Source organism: Nocardia sp. NPDC049190 (assembly GCF_040648115.1).
Classification (GTDB): domain Bacteria; phylum Actinomycetota; class Actinomycetes; order Mycobacteriales; family Mycobacteriaceae; genus Nocardia.
Map to the genome: position 1 here is coordinate 201,966 of NZ_JBEZDE010000003.1, position 21,868 is coordinate 223,833.

Annotated in this window: 21 protein-coding genes; 13 read left to right on the top strand and 8 right to left on the bottom strand. The window is 66.4% G+C overall.

The genetic code is table 11. From position 1 onward, the window contains the following. Nucleotides 1-337 precede the first annotated feature (337 nt). Together AB0B25_RS04620 and AB0B25_RS04625 are read left to right on the top strand one after the other, a co-directional pair. Nucleotides 338-1,135: an SDR family oxidoreductase gene (locus AB0B25_RS04620; RefSeq protein WP_357174637.1), complete on the top strand. Its 798-nt coding sequence runs from the start codon at nucleotides 338-340 to the stop codon at nucleotides 1,133-1,135. A 781-nt stretch (nucleotides 1,136-1,916) separates the two neighbouring features. After that, a complete protein-coding gene (locus AB0B25_RS04625; protein ID WP_357174640.1) occupies nucleotides 1,917-4,010 on the top strand; it encodes a thioredoxin domain-containing protein in 2,094 nt (697 codons plus the stop codon). Nucleotides 4,011-4,261: 251 nt separating this feature from the next. On the opposite strand, the gene AB0B25_RS04630 is transcribed toward AB0B25_RS04625, so the two are convergent. From AB0B25_RS04630 to AB0B25_RS04640, 3 genes are all read right to left on the bottom strand, one after another. Beyond that, complete coding sequence (locus AB0B25_RS04630) at nucleotides 4,262-4,852, bottom strand: hypothetical protein (RefSeq protein ID WP_357174642.1); 591 nt, start codon at nucleotides 4,850-4,852, stop codon at nucleotides 4,262-4,264. A gap of 353 nt (nucleotides 4,853-5,205) precedes the next feature. After that, a complete protein-coding gene (locus AB0B25_RS04635; RefSeq protein ID WP_357174645.1) occupies nucleotides 5,206-5,553 on the bottom strand; it encodes a recombinase family protein in 348 nt (115 codons plus the stop codon). 274 nt (nucleotides 5,554-5,827) lie between these two features. After that, a complete protein-coding gene (locus tag AB0B25_RS04640) occupies nucleotides 5,828-6,511 on the bottom strand; it encodes a hemolysin III family protein (protein ID WP_357174977.1) in 684 nt (227 codons plus the stop codon). A gap of 155 nt (nucleotides 6,512-6,666) precedes the next feature. On the opposite strand from AB0B25_RS04640, the gene AB0B25_RS04645 reads away from it, so the two are divergent. Beyond that, the gene (locus AB0B25_RS04645; RefSeq protein WP_357174648.1) at nucleotides 6,667-7,446 is read left to right on the top strand and encodes an isoprenyl transferase; all 780 of its coding nucleotides are present in this window, start codon (nucleotides 6,667-6,669) and stop codon (nucleotides 7,444-7,446) included. Between the two features lie 61 nt (nucleotides 7,447-7,507). After that, on the top strand, nucleotides 7,508-8,116 hold the full coding sequence (locus AB0B25_RS04650; protein ID WP_357174651.1) for a hypothetical protein: 609 nt from the start codon (nucleotides 7,508-7,510) through the stop codon (nucleotides 8,114-8,116). A gap of 6 nt (nucleotides 8,117-8,122) precedes the next feature. Here the strand turns inward: AB0B25_RS04650 and coaA are convergent, their stop codons facing one another. Then, nucleotides 8,123-9,055 (bottom strand): type I pantothenate kinase, encoded by a 933-nt coding sequence (gene coaA, locus AB0B25_RS04655; RefSeq protein WP_357174654.1) that lies wholly within the window; start codon nucleotides 9,053-9,055, stop codon nucleotides 8,123-8,125. A gap of 181 nt (nucleotides 9,056-9,236) precedes the next feature. Here coaA and AB0B25_RS04660 point away from each other — a divergent pair, with 181 nt between their 5' ends. After that, nucleotides 9,237-10,436, top strand: a complete 1,200-nt coding sequence (locus AB0B25_RS04660) for a DUF885 domain-containing protein (RefSeq protein ID WP_357174657.1) — start codon at nucleotides 9,237-9,239, stop codon at nucleotides 10,434-10,436. A 7-nt stretch (nucleotides 10,437-10,443) separates the two neighbouring features. Here AB0B25_RS04660 and AB0B25_RS04665 read toward each other — a convergent pair whose 3' ends face one another. Continuing rightward, nucleotides 10,444-10,902, bottom strand: coding sequence for a PaaI family thioesterase (locus AB0B25_RS04665; protein WP_357174660.1), 459 nt, complete (start codon nucleotides 10,900-10,902; stop codon nucleotides 10,444-10,446). Between the two features lie 93 nt (nucleotides 10,903-10,995). Between AB0B25_RS04665 and AB0B25_RS04670 the strand changes: the two genes are divergently transcribed. Then, a complete protein-coding gene (locus tag AB0B25_RS04670; RefSeq protein ID WP_357174663.1) occupies nucleotides 10,996-11,658 on the top strand; it encodes a TetR/AcrR family transcriptional regulator in 663 nt (220 codons plus the stop codon). Nucleotides 11,659-11,667: 9 nt separating this feature from the next. Continuing rightward, nucleotides 11,668-12,963: a serine hydroxymethyltransferase gene (glyA, locus tag AB0B25_RS04675; protein WP_357174666.1), complete on the top strand. Its 1,296-nt coding sequence runs from the start codon at nucleotides 11,668-11,670 to the stop codon at nucleotides 12,961-12,963. Nucleotides 12,964-12,998: 35 nt separating this feature from the next. On the opposite strand, the gene AB0B25_RS04680 is transcribed toward glyA, so the two are convergent. Beyond that, nucleotides 12,999-14,186 carry an FAD-dependent monooxygenase gene (locus AB0B25_RS04680; protein ID WP_357174669.1) on the bottom strand — a complete coding sequence of 396 codons (1,188 nt, stop codon included), beginning with the start codon at nucleotides 14,184-14,186 and terminating at the stop codon, nucleotides 12,999-13,001. Between the two features lie 113 nt (nucleotides 14,187-14,299). Here AB0B25_RS04680 and AB0B25_RS04685 point away from each other — a divergent pair, with 113 nt between their 5' ends. After that, a complete protein-coding gene (locus AB0B25_RS04685) occupies nucleotides 14,300-15,046 on the top strand; it encodes a TetR/AcrR family transcriptional regulator (protein ID WP_357174671.1) in 747 nt (248 codons plus the stop codon). After that, nucleotides 15,043-15,462 (top strand): limonene-1,2-epoxide hydrolase family protein, encoded by a 420-nt coding sequence (locus tag AB0B25_RS04690; RefSeq protein ID WP_357174674.1) that lies wholly within the window; start codon nucleotides 15,043-15,045, stop codon nucleotides 15,460-15,462. Before AB0B25_RS04685 ends, AB0B25_RS04690 begins: the two co-directional genes overlap by 4 nt. Nucleotides 15,463-15,468: 6 nt before the next feature. On the opposite strand, the gene AB0B25_RS04695 is transcribed toward AB0B25_RS04690, so the two are convergent. Further along, nucleotides 15,469-15,741 carry a hypothetical protein gene (locus AB0B25_RS04695; protein ID WP_357174677.1) on the bottom strand — a complete coding sequence of 91 codons (273 nt, stop codon included), beginning with the start codon at nucleotides 15,739-15,741 and terminating at the stop codon, nucleotides 15,469-15,471. A gap of 86 nt (nucleotides 15,742-15,827) precedes the next feature. Between AB0B25_RS04695 and AB0B25_RS04700 the strand changes: the two genes are divergently transcribed. From AB0B25_RS04700 to AB0B25_RS04715, 4 genes are all read left to right on the top strand, one after another. After that, on the top strand, nucleotides 15,828-16,196 hold the full coding sequence (locus AB0B25_RS04700; protein WP_357174680.1) for a DUF488 family protein: 369 nt from the start codon (nucleotides 15,828-15,830) through the stop codon (nucleotides 16,194-16,196). Between the two features lie 266 nt (nucleotides 16,197-16,462). Further along, entirely contained in the window at nucleotides 16,463-17,848 is a 1,386-nt protein-coding gene (locus AB0B25_RS04705; protein WP_357174683.1) for a PhoH family protein, read from the top strand. 185 nt (nucleotides 17,849-18,033) lie between these two features. Further along, the gene (locus AB0B25_RS04710; protein ID WP_357174684.1) at nucleotides 18,034-18,627 is read left to right on the top strand and encodes an esterase; all 594 of its coding nucleotides are present in this window, start codon (nucleotides 18,034-18,036) and stop codon (nucleotides 18,625-18,627) included. A gap of 98 nt (nucleotides 18,628-18,725) precedes the next feature. Further along, entirely contained in the window at nucleotides 18,726-19,583 is an 858-nt protein-coding gene (locus AB0B25_RS04715) for an acyl-ACP desaturase (RefSeq protein ID WP_357174687.1), read from the top strand. 333 nt (nucleotides 19,584-19,916) lie between these two features. Here the strand turns inward: AB0B25_RS04715 and AB0B25_RS04720 are convergent, their stop codons facing one another. Beyond that, nucleotides 19,917-21,320 (bottom strand): class II fumarate hydratase, encoded by a 1,404-nt coding sequence (locus AB0B25_RS04720; protein WP_357174690.1) that lies wholly within the window; start codon nucleotides 21,318-21,320, stop codon nucleotides 19,917-19,919. Nucleotides 21,321-21,868: the final 548 nt, after the last annotated feature.

A 21,868-nucleotide genomic window follows, 5' to 3' on the forward strand; every position in this document is an offset into this window, starting at 1 on the left:
AGCAGCCTGCTCGAGGTAGGACTCCGCGTCGTTCCGCGCGCCAGCGACCACCTGCTGCAGGGCGATCGAGTGCGCCACCGGCCTCGCTGTGGTGACACAGGGTTCACGCCGAGTGTAGGCAATGGGTGCTTCTATTGCTCACCGTAAGCCGACTCTCCTATACGTCGGAGATCCGGTCTGGTCGCTTATCGGGCCATATTCGCACCATCGGGGTTGCCTCGGCTTCTCGTGGGGTGTCCAATCGGTGGGATCTGGATCGCCGAGTGAGCCGAGTAGATGAATCGGCAACGGATATACCGACAATGACAACGCATGTCCGATCTGGAAGGTGCTCGTCATGATAGAAACCGGCAGTACTGCGGTCGTGACTGGGGCCAGCAGCGGTATTGGGGAGCAGTTCGCCCGTCAATTGGCGGCCCGCGGCGTGAACCTGGTGCTGACCGCCCGAAACGAGGTTCGGCTGCAGTCGTTGACTGATCAACTGAAAGCGGCACATCCGGATGTAGGAGTCGCCGTTATGACAGCGGATCTCTCGGTCCCCACGGCCGCGGCCGAGCTGACCGAAAAGCTTACTGTGGCGGGGGTGACCGTGGATATGTTGGTGAACAATGCCGGATTCGGATCGCATGATCTGTTCGTCGATGAAGATCCGGACAATGTCGCGCGGGAGATTCAACTCAACTGCGGTTCACTGGTCGCGTTGACCGCTCGGCTGCTGCCGGGCATGCTTGCCCGCGGCCGCGGCGGCGTGCTGAACGTGGCCTCGACGGCGGCATTTCAGCCGGTACCGACGATTGCCGTCTACGCGGCGTCGAAGGCGTTCGTACTGTCGTTCACCGAAGCGCTGTGGGAGGAGACGAGGGGATCCGGTGTGCGGGTCTTGGCTCTGTGTCCTGGAGCCACCGAGACCGGCTTCTTCGAAGTTACGGGGAAGGAGTTCATGACCCACGGACGCCAAACCCCCGAATTCGTGGCTGCAGTCGGGTTGCGCGCCTTCGATTCCGGCCACGGTCCTTCGGTCGTCTCCGGTCTGGCGAATCGGATGCTTGCCAATGGCTACCGGTTCCTACCACGCGGTGCCATGGTGCGGCTCGCGCGAATGAATGTGCGCGCTGCGCGCACACCGCCGGCGTGAGTCGATCGAAGTCGCTGCATGTCCAGCGCAGGACGAGCGCTTATTAGTGCATGTCCGCCCTGGCACCACAGTGCGGTGCACAGGGACGGGCCTATGCGAGTTCGTCTTCTATCATCCGACATAATTCTGCGACACAAACATTGATCGTCTCTGCCAACCGTTTGGTGTCGACGCCATAGGCGATGGGAGGGTTGCCTGGAGGGATCGCGTACCGGCCGTCATCGATGACATCCCGCCACGCAATGGTGTGTTCAGTGATACCACGTGGGCAGTACAGCGATCGACCTTGTATGACGGCGATTGTTCCGATGCTCGACGCAGGTTCTCGGAGAAACGTATCGGACCGGCTGTCCGATGCGTCGTCAAACCCACCACGTCACACTCGGTGACGGTGAACCCTGCGCTGTGCCAAATCGTTTCCCCGGGAAGCTGTCGCGTGACGTAGCCGCGCTGTCCTTGCAGAGTTCCCAGTACCCGAACACACCCCTTCGGATTCTCCGGATCCAGGCCGTCCCAGCATTGAGCGCAGATGCGGACGTCCGGCTGCGAAATCGCGTGTAGCGCACTATCGAAATTCGGTTCCAGTGTTGCCCGAAGCTGTTCTCGCGTCTCGAACATCTCGCGCAGGTAGTCGTCGTATCTCGGCGTTCGGCTCGAAAAGGTTGCCGCCGAGCGCGGCAACATAGGTAGCGATGGCGTCCACGGTGGCGACTGCACCGCGTTCGATTTGCGAGACGCGACTGGGGCTGACACCCACAATTTCGACCAGCCCTGTCTGTGGATGGTGTTCTGTGCTCGCCGAGTGTGGGAGGCTGACATTGTGAACCGATTGGTCGGTGCGAGTTCGCCTTATCTGCTTCAGCACGCTGACAACCCCGTCGACTGGTGGCAGTGGGGTGCCGATGCGCTGGCAGAGGCCGGCGCGCGGGACGTGCCGATTCTGCTGTCCATCGGGTACGCGTCCTGCCACTGGTGTCACGTGATGGCGCACGAGTCGTTCGAGGACACGGCTACCGCCGATCAGATGAACGAGAACTTCGTGTGCGTGAAGGTCGACCGCGAGGAACGGCCCGATCTCGACGCGGTCTACATGAACGCCACCGTCGCGATGACCGGGCAGGGCGGCTGGCCGATGACCTGCTTCCTCACTCCCGAGGGCGTCCCGTTCTATTGCGGCACCTATTACCCGAAGCTGCCGCGCGGCGGGATGCCGTCGTTCACCCAGTTGCTCGCCGCGATCACCGACACCTGGCGTCACCGCCGCGACGACGTGCAGCAAGCATCCACCCAGGTCGCCGCGGCGATCCGGGCACAGATGGCGGGACTGCCCGACACGGAACCGACAGTCACGACCGAGTTGCTCGACGACGCGGTCGCCGCGGTACTGCGCAGCGAGGACGCCGAGCACGGCGGATTCGGCGGCGCGCCGAAGTTCCCGCCGTCCGCGATGCTGGAGGGACTGCTGCGGCATTGGGAGCGGACCGGGAATCCGGCGGTGTTCGACGTGGTCTCCCGCACGGCCGAGGCGATGGCGCGCGGTGGCATCTATGACCAGGTGCGCGGTGGTTTCGCGCGGTACTCGGTCGACGCCGGATGGGTGGTGCCGCACTTCGAGAAGATGCTCTACGACAATGCCCAGTTGCTGCGCGCCTACGCGCATCTGGCGCGGCGCAGTACGTCGGTGCTGCCGGAATCGTTGTCGCGGCGAGTGGCCGGGGAGACCGTGCAATTCATCGTCGAAGATCTGGGTACCGCTCAGGGCGGTTTCGCCTCGGCGTTGGACGCCGATACCCACCTGGAGCCGGGCGGCCCCGGCGTCGAAGGGGCGACGTACGTGTGGACGCCCGCTGAGCTGATCGGGGTGCTCGGTGCGATCGACGGGGCGTGGGCTGCCGAGTTCTTCGGCGTCACCACCGCGGGAAATTTCGAACAGGGCACGTCGGTGCCGACCAGGCGCGGCGAACCGGTCACCGAGGAGGACAGCGTCCGCCTCGCGCACATCCGCGCGCAGCTGTGCGCGGCGCGTGCCCGCCGACCCCAACCGGCGCGGGACGACAAGGTGGTGACCGCGTGGAACGGGATGGCCGTCGTCGCGCTCGCCGAGGCCGGGTCCGCGCTGGGTGAGCCGGACTGGGTGGCCGCCGCGGTCCGCTGTGCGCGGTTCCTGCTGGCCGAGCACGTCGTGGCGGGGCGTCTGCGTCGCGCCTCGCTCGGTGGGGTGGTCGGCTCGGCACCCGGCATCCTCGAGGACTACGCGTGGCTGGTCGCCGGCCTGCTCGCGCTGCACCAGGCCACCGGTGAGCTCGACTGGCTGCACGACGCACAGCGATTGCTGGACACGGCGATCGAGCACTTCGTGGACCCGGAAGCGCCGGGCAGCTGGTTCGACACCGCCGACGATGCCGAGACGCTGGTCGCCCGCCCCCGCGATCCGATCGACGGCGCCACCCCCGCCGGCGCCTCTGCCTTGGCCGAAGCCCTGCTCACTGCCGCGGCGAGCAGCGATCCGGAGCGCGCCACCCGCTATCGTGACCTCGCCGACCGCACGCTCGACCGTGGCGCGGTCGTCCTCGCCGGCGCGCCGCGGTCGGCGGGCCAGTGGCTGGCGGTCGCCGAGGCGGCCCTGCGCGGTCCACTGAAGATCGCCATCGCCACCGCCGAGCCGCGCAGCCGCCCCACCGAACTGCTCGCGACCGCCCGCGTAGCGGCTCCCGGCGGGTCCGTCGTCCTCGCCGCCGCCCCGGACGCGGTCCCACTCCTGACCGACCGCCCGTTGGTCCGTGACGCCGACGCCGCCTACGTCTGCCGCGGCTCGGTCTGTGATCGCCCGGTCTGCACCCCGGAGGAACTCCGCTCGGCGCTGCAACGGGTTTGACGGATCGCCGGCTCAATCGCTCAGCGTTGCCCGCTCGTGCTCGCCGCCCCGTTCCTCGGCTACCTCGAGACCGCCGCCGCTCACGGTACGTCCTCGGCCGAGTACATCCAGACAATCGCCGGCTCCTCGGCTGTGCCGATCCGCACAATGTGGGTCGGCACAGACACCGAGTGGAGCGGATCCACACGCGAATGATCCACCGCGGTGCTGAAAGCGAGCGGCGGCCAGGCGCTCGTTGGTGCCGTCGACGATCAACTCGCTGCTGCGCTACCGACACTGCCTGTGTCATTTCTCGGGGCATCGCCAGCTGGGTCGGGATGGTTAGGAGGGTCGGGCAGGTCTGGGGGGACGGGCATCTCGGGCATCTCGGGCAGGTCGGGAGGGTCGGGCAGGTCGGGGAGGTTGGGCAGGTACGACGGGTCGGGCGGAGGTGGTGGGGACCCGGTGAAATCCTCCCATGCTTTCTCCAGTCGGTCGCGATACCCGCTGGGTTGGCCACGCCGATGGTCGGCGAGCAAGTCGACCGCGGCCTGCCAGGTCAGATCACCTGCGGCGTAACGATCGTAGGTGGACTTGGTGATGTCGTCGATGTTGTCGATATCCGGACCGCCGTTGCCGAGGATTTCCAGCCGCACCTGGGCGGTCGTCAATCCCGCGTGGGCCTCGCCACGGTTCAACCCATACAGTTGCTCTTCATACCACTGTGAATAGTTCTCGCCGGGTTGGGGCGCGGTGATCGTGGCGATGTATTCGGGGTCGGCGGTGGCATGACCGGCCTCGTGCGCCAATATCGCGGTTGCCCATAGCGGGTCGTTCTTCACGCCATTGGTTACAACGATCAACTTGTCGCTGAAATAGGTAATTCCGTAGGCCCCGGGCGGGTCGCCGAATTGAATGATCCAGCCGTCTGCCAGCGCGATCGCCTCGATGACATCCGCGGAGCCGCCGGAGCTCCAGGTCCGAACCCGCCGGGGTACCCGAGAGACTTCGCAGCAGGCCGCGTTCGGGCACGTAGTTGTAGGTCGTCGAGCGAGAAACCCCAAGCAGACGGGCGGCCGAGGATACGGTTCCCTCTGGTCTGGGTATGGATCGCGCGGGCCTGGCGGATCTGTTCGGCGGTCATGGCCGGCGGGGGATCGAGGTGTTGCCCGCGGCCCGCGGGCGGCGGCCAGGTTCTCGTTGGTGCCCTGAACGATCAACTCGCGGCTGAAACCGCCAGTGCTGCGAACACGTGGAAGACCAGCCGCCCACCAGAGGTGGTGGTGTCGATGGCTTCGTGCAGGGATCTGAATCCGATGCCGCGCTTGCGGAGTCCCGTCACGATCGAGACCAGGTCTTGCAGGGATCGGCCGAGCCGGTCCAGCGACAGCAGCACGAGGTGTCGCCAGATCGCATGTACTCCAGGCTCTTCCACAGTTCTCCGCGCTCGGTGCTCTTTCCGGACTTCTTGTCTGTGAAACCTCCTGGCATCCAGACTCGGTGATGCGTGGATCTGGCGGTCGAGGTTCTGGTCTGTGGTCGGCACCCGGCCGAACCCGACCAAGGCGCCACTACTGCCGGTCCATGGCTACTGTCACGGTGAGGCCACCGCAGGCGGCCAGTCCTGTGGTTCGACATTTGGCGACTGGCCCACACCGTCGTCGCCCCAATCGAACAACGGTGAAGGTGGCCCCACTGCGGAGAGGCGGTGAAGGGGACTCACTCGGAACCGAAGTCGGTCGCGATGAAGCCGAGGGTGCTCGTGAACGTGGCCTTGCCGAATCTGACGCGGCCGGTAAACGCGACCTACTCAGACCCGGTGTCGTAGGCGAACGTGGTCAGCGCAGGACAACCAACCAGACGGCCGCGTAGTGCGTGATCGCGGCGAGCACTGTGGCCGCGTGGAAGAACTCGTGGTGGCCGAACACAGTGGGCCACGGGTTCGGCCACTTGGTCGCGTAGAGGATCGCGCCGCCGCTGTAGATCAGACCGCCGATCACCAACAGGATCAACGGCAGAATACCGATCTGGGCGTTCAGCTGCCCTGCCACCGGCACGATCGCCCAGCCGAGCAGCAGATACAGCGGGACGCCGACCCAGCGCGGCGCGGTGGGCCACAGCAGTTTCAGCGCCACTCCGCCCAATGCCCCGGCCCAGACCACGATCAGCAGCGTCTGCCCTGTGCGTCCGGGTAGGCCGAGCAGGGCGAACGGCGTGTAGCTGCCCGCGATGAAGAGGAAGATCATCGAGTGGTCGGCCCGCTTCATCCGGATGCGGGCGCGCACGCTCGGCCAGGTCACTCGGTGATAGACCGCGCTGATGCCGAACAGCCCGCACACGGTGAGCCCGTAGATCGAGGTAGACCAGCCCGCGGTCGCCGATCTCGTAGCTGCCGTGCTGACCAACACGATGGCCGCGATGGCCGCGACGCCGACCGCCCAGGTGTGGATCCACCCGCGCATTCGAGGTTTCACGAGCGCCGCCGCCAGCGCTTCGCCCGCCGAAGCGGGTTTCGCGACCAGCGGTGCATCGGCAGTGCCGACCGGTTCGGACACGACTGACCTCCTAGACAGACCCGTCAGTAACCTACGGAACCGTAAGTTGACGCTGTCTGCCACTGTACCGGGGTCACGCGGCCGATGCCGAGATCGCGTCGGTGAGGCGTAGGGTTGCCCGCGTGGAACTTCCGAGTCAGGTCCGGGGTCTGCCGTATCGCATCTATGAGGCCCGGCTGTCCAAGCAGCTGGCCGGCAAACAGCACCCCCGGCACGTCGCGGTGATGTGTGACGGCAATCGGCGGTGGGCTCGGGAGAACGGCTTCACCGACGTCAGCCACGGTCATCGGGTCGGTGCGCTGAAGATCGCGGAGCTGGTCGGCTGGTGCGCGGCCGAGGGCATCGAAATGGTCACCGTCTACCTGCTTTCCACCGAGAATCTGCAGCGCGATCCGGACGAGCTGGAGACGTTGTTCGAGGTGATCACCGATGTGGTCGAGGAACTGTCGGCGCCGGAAGCGAACTGGAGTGTGCGCATTGTGGGCACGCTCGACGGATTCCCCGAACTGATCGCCAAACGACTGCGCACCGCGGCGGAGCGTACCGAGGGTCGCAACGGTGTGCACGTCAATGTCGCGGTCGGCTACGGCGGCAGGCAGGAGATCACCGACGCGGTGCGTTCGCTGGTCCGTCACGAGATCGCCGCCGGGGAAACCGGGGAGGACCTGGTCCAGTCGATCACCGTGAATGCCATCGACCAGCACCTTTACACCTCCGGCCAGCCGGACCCCGATCTGGTCATCCGCACCTCGGGCGAGCAGCGACTATCGGGGTTCCTGCTGTGGCAGAGCGCATACTCGGAGATATGGTTCACCGAGGCGTACTGGCCGGAGTTCCGGCGGGTGGATTTCTTGCGCGCGTTGCGCGACTACGCCGCGCGCCATCGTCGCTTCGGCGTCTGACTCGATCTCGGTACCGGGAATTCGGCTCCGCCGCCGCACTTCCCGCGTACCGTGCGGTCTCATGAGCGCGTACGACACCTGGCCCGCCGGGACTCCCGACGTCGCGCAGCACGAGGCGGGCGGCTCCATCAGTTACGAGGAGTTCGGCAGGCGGTTTTTGGCGTACGCGGCCTCCGAGGAACGTATCGCCGGTGCGTTCGGCCAGTTGACCGGCACCGCATTCGATTTCGGCCCGATCGGGGTAGGCCCGGGACGGCTGGCCAAGGTGACCGCGCGGGTGCAGCTCGGCGAGCCGCTGCTGCGTCGCCGGATCGGTGAGGCCATCTCGTTCGAGTTGGTCATCCCGTTGGATGTCGAACTGCTTCTCGATCTCGCCGTCGATCGCCATCGCTTCCACGTCGAGGGGGCCGTCCATCTGCACCTGACGGTGCGCACCGCGGCGCCGCTGCGGGTGGTGATCGATATCAGCGAGCCGCGCCCTGCCGATGTGCGCGTCAACGTCGCCGCCGCGACCCGGCGCGGACAGCTGCTGCGGGGCTTGATCAGCGTCGACCACGAGATCCGGCGATTCGTCGCCCGGTATATCGCCACGGAGATCCGCAAACCGCACATTGCCGCGGCCCGTGATATCGATGTCGCGCGCCGCCTCGATGAAGCGTGGAAATTGTAAGAGAAATCACAATTTACGGAGGCGCAGCCGATTGATGCTGTGGTCGGCATCCTTACGCAAGACCAGGGTGGCGCGCGGCCGGGTGGGCAGAATGTTCTCCACCAGATTCGGGCGATTGGTGTTGTTCCAGATCTCTTGCGCAGCGGCGATCGCCTGCTCGTCGGTGAATCCGGAGTAGTGGTGAAAATGCGCGTTCGGGTCGGCGAATGCGGTGTTGCGCAGCGTGAGAAACCGTTGCACGTACCACTTCTCGATGTCCTCGATGCGCGCGTCGACATAGATCGAGAAGTCGAACAGATCCGAGACCATCAGTCGTGGACCGGTCTGCAGCACGTTCAGACCCTCGACGATCAAAATGTCGGGCTGCCGGACGCAGTGCCGCTTGTCCGGCACGATGTCGTAGGAGATGTGCGAATACACCGGCGCGCAGACCTCCGCCGCGCCGGATTTCACCTCGGTGACGAATCGCAGCAGCTTACGGCGGTCATAGCTCTCCGGGAAACCCTTGCGGTGCATGATGCCGCGGCGGGTGAGTTCCGCGGTCGGATAGAGAAAACCGTCGGTGGTGATCAGGTCGACGCGCGGGTGGTGATCCCAGCGCGCCAGCAGCGCCTGCAGGACGCGGGCGGTGGTCGACTTGCCGACCGCGACGCTGCCCGCGACGCCGATCACGAACGGGACCTGCTGGTCGGGGTGGGTTTCGCCGAGAAAGGTCGCGGTCGCGGCGAACAGGCGCTGGCGCGCGGCCACTTGCAGATGGATGAGACGAGCGAGCGGAAGATAGACCTCCGCGACTTCCTCCAGGTCGATCTGTTCCCCGAGGCCGCGCAGGCCGATCAGTTCTTCCTCGGTGAGTACGAGGGGAGTCGACTTACGCAGAGTTCGCCACTGTTTCCGGTCGAATTCCACGTAGGGACTCGGCTCACTCACTCGTGCCATTTACCCGACGCTCCAGTTCGGCAAACACGCACAGTTATCGCGCGGTTCCGGTGAGATTCGATCCAGCTGTCGCCGCATAGCCGAATTCTGCTCTGCGTCAACATCGTGGGATAAGTGGGGTATCGATACCCGTTGGTAACCGGGTCGATGACCGTGCGGTGAGCGGCTAATGTCGGCGGGCATGGAAGCGCATCCACTCGTGACCGAATACCTGCTGCTCGGCCTCGCCTTCGACCGGCTCGAGGAAGGGTTCGTCGACGCCTATACCGGTGATCCGGCGCTGCGTCGTGCGGTGCAGAACGCGCCCGCGCCGCAGGCGCGCGAGTTGGCCCGTCGCGCCGTCGAGTTGCGCGCCGGAGTTTCCGAGGCCGGGCTGTCGGACGAACGCGCGGAATTCCTCGATGCGCACCTGCGCGCACTGGAGTGTTCCGGTCGCAAGTTCGCCGGAGACGAGATCGGATTCGTCGACGAGGTCCGAGCGTATTTCGACGTCGACATCGCTCCTGGCGACGTCGAGGTCTACCACGACGCGCATCGGCGGATGGACGAGGTGCTCGCTGGAAAGGGATCGCTGGCCGAGCGGATGGCCGCGCACCGCAAGGCCGACGAGATTCCGCCGGAGCGCCTGTCCGCCTGCGTCGAGGCGTTTTCCGGGGCGCTGCGCGAACTGGTTCGGGCCAGGTATCCGCTTCCCGACCACGAGCACGTCACCTACGAGGTGGTCGGGGACAAACCCTGGTCCGGGTTCAATTACTACCTGGGGAATTACCACTCCCGGGTCGCGATCAACTCGGATCTCACCCAGCACATGGCGCACCTGCCGCACCTGATCGCGCACGAGTCCTACCCGGGGCACCACACCGAGCACTGTCGCAAAGAGGCCGGGCTGGTCGCGGCCGGGCAGGCCGAACAGACGCTGTTTCTGGTCAATACGCCGCAGTGTCTGATGGCCGAAGGTCTCGCCGATCTCGCGCTGCGCTCCCTCGTCGGCTCCGGCTGGGGCGCCTGGGCGCAGGAGATCTACGCCGATCTGGGCCTGCGCTTCGACGGTGACCGCGCGGAACGACTCGCGAACGCTTCGGCCCAGTTGCTCGGCGTGCGCCAGGATGCCGCACTGCTGTTGCACGACCGGCGGCGCAGCCAGGACGAGGTAACGAAGTTCTTGCAGACCTGGAGCCTGGTGTCGCCGGACCGAGCGCGCCAGTCGCTACGTTTTCTGTCCTCGCCGTTGTGGCGGGCCTACATCTCCACCTATGTGGAGGGGTATCGGTTGCTGGGCGGGTGGCTCGATCGCGCGCTCGACGCCCATGACCGGGCCGACCGGTTCCGCAGGCTGCTGGACGAACCGCTGACACCCCGCGCGGTGCGTGCGCTCCCCTGAACTGCCCTCAGCGACTTCCGCGGAAGATGGCGCAGGTGGTGGTGGCGTGCGCGACCAGGCGGCTTTGTTCGTCGATCACGCGTCCCTCGGCGGTCGCGGTAGTGCGGCCGACATGGATCGTGCTACCGGTGGCGGTGAGCCGCTGTCCGTCGACGGGGACGGCGCGGATGTAGTTGATCTTCAGTTCGAGCGTTGTGTAGCCGACGCCCGCCTCCAGTGTGGTGTGGACCGCGCAACCCATCACGGAATCGAGCAGGGTGGCGCAGATTCCGCCGTGCGTGGTGCCGAGGGGATTGGCGAAGTCGGGCCGGGTGCGCAGCGCGAAGACCACCCTGCCGTGTTCGAGTTCCTCGATCTCCATGCCGACCAGGTCACCGATGAACGGCGGCCGGTCGGGCATCGTCATCGCGGTCCGCAGCAGTTCCAGCCCGGACAGCTGCGTCGAGTCGATCGTGGTTTCCGGCATCAATCCCGTCCCTTCGATGAACCGATCGGTCCACATCTGTCATGATTGGAGCATGGACCGATCGGTTCACGCAACTGCGAGCGAGGAGGGCCGATGACCGCCGGGCCGCGCACCAGGCTGATCGACAGCGCCATCGAGCTGGTTCGTGAGCACGGCGTGCACGCGGCGAGCCTTTCCGCCTTGCTCGATCGGAGCAAGGCCTCGCGAAATTCGCTCTACCAGCACTTTCCCTCCGGCAAGGGCGAGTTGGTCGAGACCGCGACGCGGGACGCGGGCGGCCGGATCACCGAGGTGATCGACAAGATCACCGCCGCGCCGCCGGAATCGTGGTTCGATTCGCTGATCGGCTGGTGGGTCGCCGCCTTGGCGAAGACCGGATATCGCGCGGGGTGTCCGATCGTCGGCGCCGCCCTCGCCGAGTCCGAGCCCGGCGTACAGGCCGCCGCCGGTGCGGTCTTCGAGGACTGGCACGAACGCCTCGGCGCGGCGCTCACGGCGGCGGGTATGTCCGACGCCCAGGCGCGTTCCTTCGGCAGCTTCGTGGTCAGTGCGTTGGAAGGCGCGATCGTGCAGGCGCGGGCGATGAAATCCATCCGACCGCTCGCGGACGCGCAGGAGCACCTCGATGTGTTGCTGCGGAACTACCTGTCAGCGGATTCGGACGGCGAACCGGACCGCGGAGTTCTGATCGCCGAAGTAGCCGATTCCGGGCGGCCGATGAACCCCCTGCTCGGGGAGTCGTCCTCCGGCCCATAGACTGACCGCGTGACGCAGACGACCGCCTCTGTCAATTCCCAGTCTCTCGGTGAGCTCGACCCGGAAGTCGCTGCCGCGATGGCGGGCGAGCTCGCCCGCGAACGCGACACCCTCGAGATGATCGCTTCCGAGAACTTCGTACCGCGTGCGGTGTTGCAGGCGCAGGGCAGCGTGCTGACCAACAAGTACGCGGAGGGCTACCCGGGGCGGCGGTACTACGGCGGTTGTGAGCATGTCGATGTGATCGAGACTCTGGCGCGCGACCGGGCCAAGGAACTGTTCGGCGCCGATTTCGCCAACGTGCAGCCGCATTCCGGCGCGCAGGCGAACGCCGCCGTGTTGATGTCGTTGATGGATCCGGGCGACAAGCTGCTCGGTCTGGACCTCGCGCACGGCGGTCACCTCACGCACGGCATGCGCCTGAACTTCTCCGGCAAGCTCTACGAAGTGCACTCCTACGGCGTCAGCAAGGAAGACCACCGTGTCGACATGGACGAGGTGCGCGCCATCGCCCTCGACGCGCGCCCGAAGGTGATCGTGGCAGGCTGGTCGGCCTACCCGCGTCATCAGGACTTCGCCGCGTTCCGCTCGATCGCCGACGAGGTCGGCGCCTACCTGTGGGTGGACATGGCGCACTTCGCCGGTTTGGTCGCGGCCGGCCTGCACCCCTCGCCGGTCCCGTACGCCGACGTGGTCTCCTCGACCGTGCACAAGACCCTCGGCGGTCCCCGCTCCGGCCTGATCCTGGCCAAGCAGGAGTACGCCAAGAAGATCAACAGTGCGGTGTTCCCCGGCCAGCAGGGCGGGCCGCTCATGCACGCGATCGCCGCCAAGGCCGTCGCTTTCAAGATCGCCGCGACCGAGGAGTTCCGCAACCGCCAGGAGCGCACCCTCTCCGGCGCGAAGATTCTTGCCGAGCGCCTCACCGCCGCCGACGTCAAGGACAAGGGCATCAGCGTGCTCACCGGCGGTACCGACGTGCACCTGGTCCTCGTCGATCTACGCAACTCCGAACTCGATGGTCAACAGGGCGAAGACCTGCTGCACGAGATCGGAATCACGGTGAACCGCAACGCCGTTCCCTTCGATCCGCGCCCGCCGATGGTCACCTCCGGCCTGCGGATCGGCACCGCGGCCTTGGCCACGCGTGGCTTCGGCGACGCCGAGTTCACCGAGGTCGCCGACATCATCGCGACCGCGCTGGCGGGCGGCTCCGACGTGGACGCGCTGCGTACCCGGGTGAGTAAGCTGGCCAGCGACGTCCCGCTGTACAACGGCCTGGAGGACTGGCGCCTGCTGAGCTGACGCGCGCTGGGTAGTTCGCTGTCGGCGCCACGGGCTCAGCCGACGTCCATCGCGCCCATCAGCGTCGGATAGTCCCGCAGGTCGATGTCGTTGGCGGCGTTGTCGCTGTATTTCAGCATCAGCGTGAACATCCAGGAGTCGAGGAACCAGTTGCGCAGCCTGATGCCGAGCGCGGTCTTCGGCGCGAGGAAGCGGCCCGCGTTGCTGTTTCCCGCGATCTTGGCGTAGCGCTGCATGATCTCGTTGTAGCGGGTGAAGGCGACCGTGTGATCACCGTCGGCGATGGCCAATTCGCCCGCGATGACATACGCGCCGACCACGGCGAGTCCGGTGCCGAAGCCGCCCAGCGTGTTTCCGTACGCGGAATCGCCGACCAGCGCGACCCGCCCCTTGGTGTAGCCGCCCAGCACCCGCACCTTGCTGATCGAATCCAGGTAGAAGTCGTCGAAGCCGGCCATCTCGCCGAGCATTCGGGGAACCTCCCAAGCGACGTCGGCGTAGGCCTGTTCGACGATGCGCCGCTGGGCGGCGTGGTCGTCGCGGCGGTAGTCGAGCTCGGGGGAGGCGAACAGGTACATCTGCTGCGCCTTCGGGCCGCCACTGATCGCGATCTTGCCGGGAGTGTTGTGGCCGTACGCGATCGCCCGTGCGCGCGAACCGCCTTCGCTCCAGGGGCTCGCGCCCGCGACGCAGTAGTAGTACCCGAGGTGCGTCACGAAGTCCCGTTCGGGACCGAACGTCAGTCCGCGTACCCGTGAGTGGATGCCGTCGGCGCCGAAGACCAGGTCGAAGGTGCGCGCCGGACCGCGTTCGAACTCGACGTACACGCCGTCGCCGGTGTCGGTGAGCGCGCTGATCGAGTCGCCGAACAAGTATTCACAGTGCGCTGCGGTCCGGTTGTACATGATCTGGGACAGGTCGCCGCGCAGGATCTCCACATCGCCGCCGGTGAAATCGCCGGAGATGGTGGCGACCTGTTTGCCGTCGGCGTCGACGAGGACCGTGTCGGTAGTGCCGGTCCTGCGCTGCTCGACCTCGCCCAGGATCCCCATCCGCTGCAGGACGGTGCGATGGGTGGCGCCCTTGAAGTCGACGGCTTGGCCGCCGGGGCGCGGTGCCGTTGCGCGCTCGACGACGGTGACGGCGAACCCGTAGCGGTGCAGCCAATAGGCCAGGGCGGGGCCGGCGATGCTGGCGCCGGAAATGAGGACGGTGGTGCGCATGGTGGCTCCTGTGGTCAAGAATATGCGTCCATAGGACGCTGTGTCCAGCGGACGCAAATTAGCGTATGATAGACACGGTTTTACGTCAAGCCATTTTCCGGAAGGATCCGGTCATGCCGACACCGACCGCCGTCGAACTGCTCTGGGGTATCCAGCCGCGACCGAAGCGCGGACCGAAACCCGCACTGTCGCTGGAGGGGATCGTCGCCGAGGCCATCGCGCTCGCCGATGCCGACGGGCTGTCCAATCTGTCCATGCAGCGGCTGGCCGAGCGGCTCGGCTTCACGAAGATGTCGCTCTACCGCTACGTGCCGGGCAAGGCCGAACTGATCGCGCTGATGCTGGACACCGCGTTGGGCATGCCGCCGGAGATGACCGTGCCCGGCGGCGCTGCCCTCGAAGCGGGGTGGCGTGGCCAACTGGCCCTGTGGTGCGAGACGCTCTACGAGCGTTTCCGTGCCCATCCCTGGTCGTTGGAGGTGTCGGTCGGGGTACGGCCGATCGGTCCGGCCGAGATGGCCTGGATGGAGTGCGCGCTCGATGCGCTCGCCGAAACCGGGTTGACCACCGCCGAACGCCTGGACACCATCGTCCTGCTGACCGGGCACGCGCGCAGCCTCGGGCAGCAGGTCCGGGGGGCCGGCGCCGAGGCGTTCGAGCAGCATATCGCCGGACAGTTCGCCGCCATGGTGGACGTCGCGGCGCAGCGCTATCCGGCAGCGGCGGCGGCGTTCGCCGAGGAAGGAGCGGTGGAGGGCGGCGAGGGGGCGCTGCGATTCGGCATCGGGCGCATCCTCGACGGGTTGGCCGTCCTCATCGCTTCCCGTGCCGGAGCGCCTCGGCCTACGCTCGGACCATGACCGACGAACTCGACCTGGAACAGGACTCGATCACCACGGTGCGGGAGTTCGTCGCCGCGCTGGAGATGGGCGCGCTCGCGGAGGCGGTCGATCTGCTGCACCCGGACATCGTCTGGAAGAACACTTCGCTGCCCGATGTGCGGGGCATCGGGCGGGTCGGCGGCGTGCTGCGCGGCCTGGACAGAGATTGGATCGGGTTGGACGTCGACCTGCACCACCTCGCCGCCGACGGCGAGATCGTGCTCACCGACCGCACCGACTACCTGCGCTTCGGTCCGCTGCGCGTCGGGTTCTGGGTGACCGGTACGTTCGCGCTGCGCGACGGCCGAATCATCTTGTGGCACGACCACTTCAGTTGGGAGAACGTCGTGCGCGGAACTGTCGTCGGGCTGTGGCGCGCGGTAATCCGGCGCTGAGCCCGCTCAGGAACGCCCGGTCAGATACGCCAGATAGAACGGCCGCAGCACCTCGGCGATCGCACCGTCGCCCGCATGGAAGTAATCGTCGATCATCGGCAGCACGTATTTGATGTCGGCCTCGCTCTCGCCGATATTGCCCGCGGCGGCCTCCGCGGCCGGAATCGAGGTGAGCAACCGCCACAGGAACTTCACGTCCCCGCGGCGCACCGCCAGCTTCACCGCTCGGTCGTGCAATTGCTTGGACGACAGCTTCTCCAATTCGTCGTTACCCGCCATATCAGCGACTCTATCCGTCCGGTCGGGGCGCAGCGAGTGCGTGGCGCTACCCGCCGCGACGCCGACGCCGTGTTGCGATGACCGCTATGACCCTTGATCTCCCGCCCGGCTTCCAGGTGAAACGCGTCTACGAAACGCCCGATCCGGACGACGGCACCCGCGTGCTGATCGACCGGCTCTGGCCGCGGGGGCTCACCAAACAGCAAGCGCGAATCGATCGATGGCCCAAGGAGCTCACTCCGTCGACCGAACTGCGTCGCTGGTTTCATGCCGACCCGGACGCGCACCGCGCCGAGTTCGTCCGCCGCTATCGAGCCGAACTCGCGGCTTCGGAGGTGCAGAAGGATTTGCGGGAACTGCGCGCTCTAGCCGACGAACATACAGTTACGTTGCTTACTGCCGTAAAGGATCCAGCGCATAGTCATGTGTCCGTGCTGCTCGACCTCCTGCGCTGAGCGTTCGCGGGGTACGGGTTTACGACAAATTCACGAACACGCCTTCCGGTCTCTGAGCGCGGAGACGGGGTTCGCAGGTAGCGTCGATTGTGCGGGCCGCGGCGGTGTGGCTCGTACGGGAGGTCCTGACCGTGGCTGAGCTACTCAGTGCGAGAGGGCCGGCACCCGGCCCTCGTGGCATCTGACGGCAACGTCGGGTCCATCAGGACGGACCGGTCCAGCGAGATCGCTCGTGCGAGTGCCGCACGAGCACATAGGAGCCCACCGTGACTGCTGCACGCTCCGTTTCCGCTCCCTCGGCGCAATCCCGCTCCGCGAAAGGCGGAGCCGCCGCGAAGGGGGCCCGCCCCTCGCATTTACTCGGCAAAGTCTTCGTCATCGACACCTCGGTCTTGCTGTCGGATCCCTGGTCGTTCACCAGGTTCGGCGAACACGATGTGGTGTTACCGCTGGTGGTCATCAGCGAACTCGAAGGCAAACGCAACCACCACGAATTGGGCTGGTTCGCACGGGAGGCCCTGCGCAACCTGGATGATCTGCGCCTGCAGTACGGCAGGCTGGATCAGCAGGTGCCGATCGGCACCGAGGGCGGAACACTGCAGGTGGAACTGAACCACACCGATCCAGCGGTCCTTCCGGTCGGGTTCCGCACCGACACCAACGACGCCCGCATCCTGGCCTGTGCACTCAACCTCGCGGCCGAGGGCCGCGACGTGGTGCTGGTGTCCAAGGACATTCCGCTACGGGTCAAGGCCAGTGCGGTGGGTTTGCACGCCGACGAGTACCACGCGCAGGACGTCGTCACCTCCGGCTGGCCCGGCATGGTGGAGTTGGACGTCAGCTCGGCGCAGATCGATCAGCTCTACGCCGAGTCGGCGATCGACCTCGATGCCGCGCGAGAACTGCCCTGCCACACCGGGATTCGGCTGCTCGGCACCAGTTCCAGTGCACTCGGCCGGGTCACACCGGACAAACGTGTGCAACTGGTCCGGGAGCGCGAGGCATTCGGGCTGCACGGTCGGTCCGCTGAGCAGCGCATCGCGCTGGACCTCCTACTGGACGAGAGCGTCGGCATCGTGTCGCTCGGTGGCCGGGCGGGCACGGGCAAGTCCGCGCTCGCGCTGACCGCGGGCCTGGAGGCAGTGTTGGAGCGGCGCACGCAGCGCAAGGTGGTGGTCTTCCGTCCGCTGTACGCGGTCGGCGGCCAGGAGCTGGGCTACTTGCCCGGCACCGAAAGCGAGAAGATGGGCCCATGGGCGCAGGCGGTCTTCGACACCCTGGATGGGCTGGCCAGTCGCGAGGTGATGGAGGAGGTGCTCAGCCGCGACATGCTCGAGGTGCTGCCGCTCACCCATATTCGCGGTCGATCGCTGCACGATTCGTTCGTCATCGTGGACGAGGCCCAGTCGCTGGAGCGCAACGTCCTGCTCACAGTGCTCAGTCGACTCGGCACCGGGTCGCGGGTGGTGCTCACCCATGACGTCGCGCAGCGTGACAACCTGCGCGTCGGCAGGCACGACGGGGTGGCCGCGGTGATCGAGAAGCTGAAGGGGCATCCACTGTTCGCCCACATCACACTGACCCGCAGTGAACGCTCGCCGATCGCGGCGCTGGTTACCGAGATGTTGGAGGAATACGGCCCCAACGCCTGATCGGGCCACGATGCCCTGCGGTGTGTTTCACCTCACAAGCGGCGGGTAGTATCCGCCGTGATAGCTGTTCGGTATGGCCCGGTGTCTCCTCGTCGATTCGCCGGGCCATTGCCGAGCATCGGCCAGGCTACGCGCGATGTCACGGAGCCCGTGGCGTAGTGGTAGCCGATCTCGAGAGGATGGACATGCACCACTTCGCTCGACGAACAGCTGGATTCGCCGCCATGGTCAGCGCGGCCGGTCTTGTCCTCGCCGGATGCGGCGATGACGACAAAGATGGCGGCGCCTCGACCGCAGGGGTGATCAGCTCGGTTTCCGCGGCGATGAACACCTCGGCGATGACCACTTCGCCCGGCGCGGCCATGACCACCTCGGCTCGCGCGACCCATACCGACGAGCACTCGCCGGGCGCCGCGGAGGAGACCAAGATCGCCGCCGCGGATGGCGAGATCACGGTTTCCGGTGACATCTACAAAAAGTATGTGGCCAGCGGTGGCCCCACCGGCCTGCTCGGTGCGCCGCTGGAAGAGGAGGAGGACGGGCCTGCCGACGGAAGCTACCAGGACTTCGTCGGTGGCACGATCTACGCGCCCAAGGAAGGCGAACCGCACATCGTGTGGGGCGCGATTCGCGAGGCGTGGGAGGACAACGGTGGCGCCAACGGCAAACTCGGCTATCCGATCAGCGACGAAAAGGACATCCCGGGTGGCAAGCAGAGCGATTTCACCGGCGGAACGATCACCTGGGTGAACGGTAATATTACGGTTACACCGAAGTAGTTCGGTCTGAGGCGTCCGGGTCGCCTTGCGTTCCCGGATCGCCTGCCAGGTCCTGTCCACAGCTCCCGCTTCGCGGGCCCAGCCGCTAGGTTGTCTTGGTGCAAACACTCTTGACCGATCGCGAACTGCTCGAATCACTCGCGGTGGACGTAGAACTGAATCTGCGTAAGCACGTCGAGGCCGCCGAGGGATGGCAGCCGCACGAATTCGTGCCGTGGGACGATGGGCGCAACTTCGCGTTCCTCGGCGGCACCGATTGGGAGCCGGAACAGTCCGAGCTCAGTGCTGACGCGAAGCTGGCGTTGACCGTCTGCGTGCTGATCGCCGACAATCTGCCTTCGTATCACCGCGAGATCGGCAAGTACCTGCGGACCGGCGCCTGGTGGCGCTGGGTCGGCCGCTGGACGGCCGAGGAGAACCGGCACGAGATCATGATCCGTAACTACCTCATGGTCACCAGGTCGGTCGATCCGGTCGAACTGGAGCGGCTGCGGATGGATCACATGACCAAGGGCTTCCGCCGCCCGGCGATGCACCTGCTCGACGTCCTGGCCACCTGCGCGTTCGAAGAGGCCGCCAGCGCGGTCCGGCACCGCAATATCGCCGCACTGGGGGAGAACCCCATGGTCACCGCCATGGCCGACCGCATTGCGGTGGACGATGAACTGCAGTCGGTGTTCTTCGCGAACATGGTCGCCGCCGGCCTCGATCTGGCGCCGGACCAGACCATGCGCGCCATCGCCGACCGGGTCGCCGATTTCCATGTCCCGACGGTGACACTGGCGGACGGCCGCAGTAGCGACGAGGTGCTCGCCGAGGCAGGTCTCTACGACCGTGCCAAGGAGGGCGAACTGGTCTTCACGCCACTGCTGAAGCGCTGGAATGTCTTCACGCGCAGCGACTTCGGCGCCGAAGGCGAGAAGGCGCGCGACGAGCTCACGCACCTGCGTGGCTGACGCGACCGTCTTGGAATCACGAGTGTTGTAGCAGTGCGGTTCCGAAGGTGATCCCCGGCGAGCCGTCGTTCGCCACGGGCTTCGCTGAACCGCACGATATTCGAACGCCACCCGGTACTCGAGCATTGCTCCGGGTGGCGTTCGGTGTTTCGGCACTGCGTGCGGTGTTTCGGCACTGCGTGTGGCGTTCACCGGGCCGCCGCAGCGGTGTAACGCCCTTCGGCCGCAAACGATTAACCGGCATCCGCAGTATGCGACGGGACGAAGGAGTTCGACCGCCACGTTGGAAAGACGAGGGGTTCCAACGCGGCGGTCGTGCCGGCGCGGGTGTGCTTACTGTCCGTTTTTCACCTTGGCCATCGAGAGCACGTCGAGGCGGCGGTCGAGTTCCTCCTCGGTGAGCTTCTCGTCGAGCAGGCCGCGGTCGATCACCGTCTGGCGGATGGTCTTCTTCCGCGCGAGTGCTTCCTTGGCGACGGCGGCCGCCTCCTCGTAGCCGATCGCGGAGTTCAGCGGAGTCACGATGGATGGGGAGGACTCGGCCAGAGTGCGCAGGTGCTCGACATTGGCGACCAGGCCGCGGACGCATTTGTCGGCGAACAGCCGAGAGACATTGGCCAGCAGGCGAATCGACTCGAGCAAGTTACGGGCCATCACCGGGATGTAGACGTTCAGCTCGAAGGCGCCGTTCGCGCCGCCGAACGCGACGGCGGCGTCATTGCCGATTACCTGCGCGGCGACCTGGGTAACCGCCTCGGGGAGAACCGGGTTCACCTTGCCCGGCATGATGGAGCTACCCGGCTGTAGATCGGGTAGCCGGAGTTCGGCCAGCCCGGTCAGCGGGCCCGAGCCCATCCAGCGGATATCGTTGGCGATCTTCGTGAGGCTCACCGCGATCGTGCGCAGCGCGCCGGAGGCCTCGACCAGACCGTCCCGAGCGGCCTGCGCCTCGAAGTGGTCCTCGGCCTCGCGCAGCGCGTCGATGCCGGTGGCGCGCACCAGTTCCGCGACGACCCTCGCGCCGAAGCCCTCGGGTGCGTTCAGGCCGGTACCGACCGCGGTGCCGCCGATCGGCAGCTCGCCGAGGCGCGGTAGCGTCGCCATGATGCGATCGATGCTTGCCGCGATCTGTCGGGTATAGCCGCCGAACTCCTGGCCGAGTGTCACCGGCACCGCGTCCATCAGGTGGGTGCGGCCGGACTTCACGACCGTCCGCCACTCGGTCGTCTTGTCCAGCAATGCGAGCCGCAGGTGCTCCAACGCGGGGACCAGATCGGTGATGACCGCTTCGGTGGCGGCGAGATGCGTCGCGGTGGGGAAGGTGTCGTTCGACGACTGCGACATGTTCACATCGTCGTTCGGGTGCACGGTGACGCCGTTCGCGTTCGCGAGTGAGGCGATCACCTCGTTGGCGTTCATGTTCGAGCTGGTGCCCGAACCGGTTTGGAAAACATCGATCGGAAACTGGTCGTCGTGCTTGCCCTCTGCGATCTCGTTCGCCGCGGCAATGATGGCGTCGGCCTTCGCCGGATCGAGTAGTCCCAGGTCGCGATTGACCGTCGCGCACGCCGCCTTCAGTAGGCCGAGCGCACGGATCTGCGCGCGCTCCAAGCCACGTCCACTGATCGGAAAGTTCTGCACGGCCCGTTGGGTCTGCGCCCGCCACAGAGCGTCCACCGGAACCCGAACCTCGCCCATGGTGTCGTGCTCGATGCGGTACTGCGTCTGCTCGGTCATATTTTGACCCTATGCCGCTGGCGCCCGCCGTGGGGAGACCGAGCCCCTGAGGCCATTCGCACACTGCCCCCACGCCGTACCCGGGAATAACAAGGAAAGTCCGCCGTGCAACTGGCGCTCGTATCAGGACAGCGGCGCGATATCGCCCGTAGGGCAGATGCGAGTTGGTCGGTGCGGCGTATGTGGGCTGGAGCTCGGCAGCGGAGTGATCCGGGTGCGATTCGGGCGAGGCGTCGAATGAGCCGGTTGATGACGCGCGGCGCGAGAACGTTCGCCTGAGGATGCTCGGGCGGGTCCGACACCGTGATCCGGAGCCGCATGGGTCCTGGCGCGAGGTCGAGTTGGCGACCATCGCGGCAAGTCGGCGGCGCCGCTTCGGTCGAAGCCTCCTCCCCTCGGACACCAGAATCGGCCGAACTACTGAGCCAGAGCCTTCTCGGCAGCACTACAACAGCACGGCCGAGCCGACGGAGTCCCCGCCGGTTACCTGGTGAGTAGCGCCGCGTCGAGGTCTGGGAGGTACGCCGCACGACTGAGCCGACGGATAT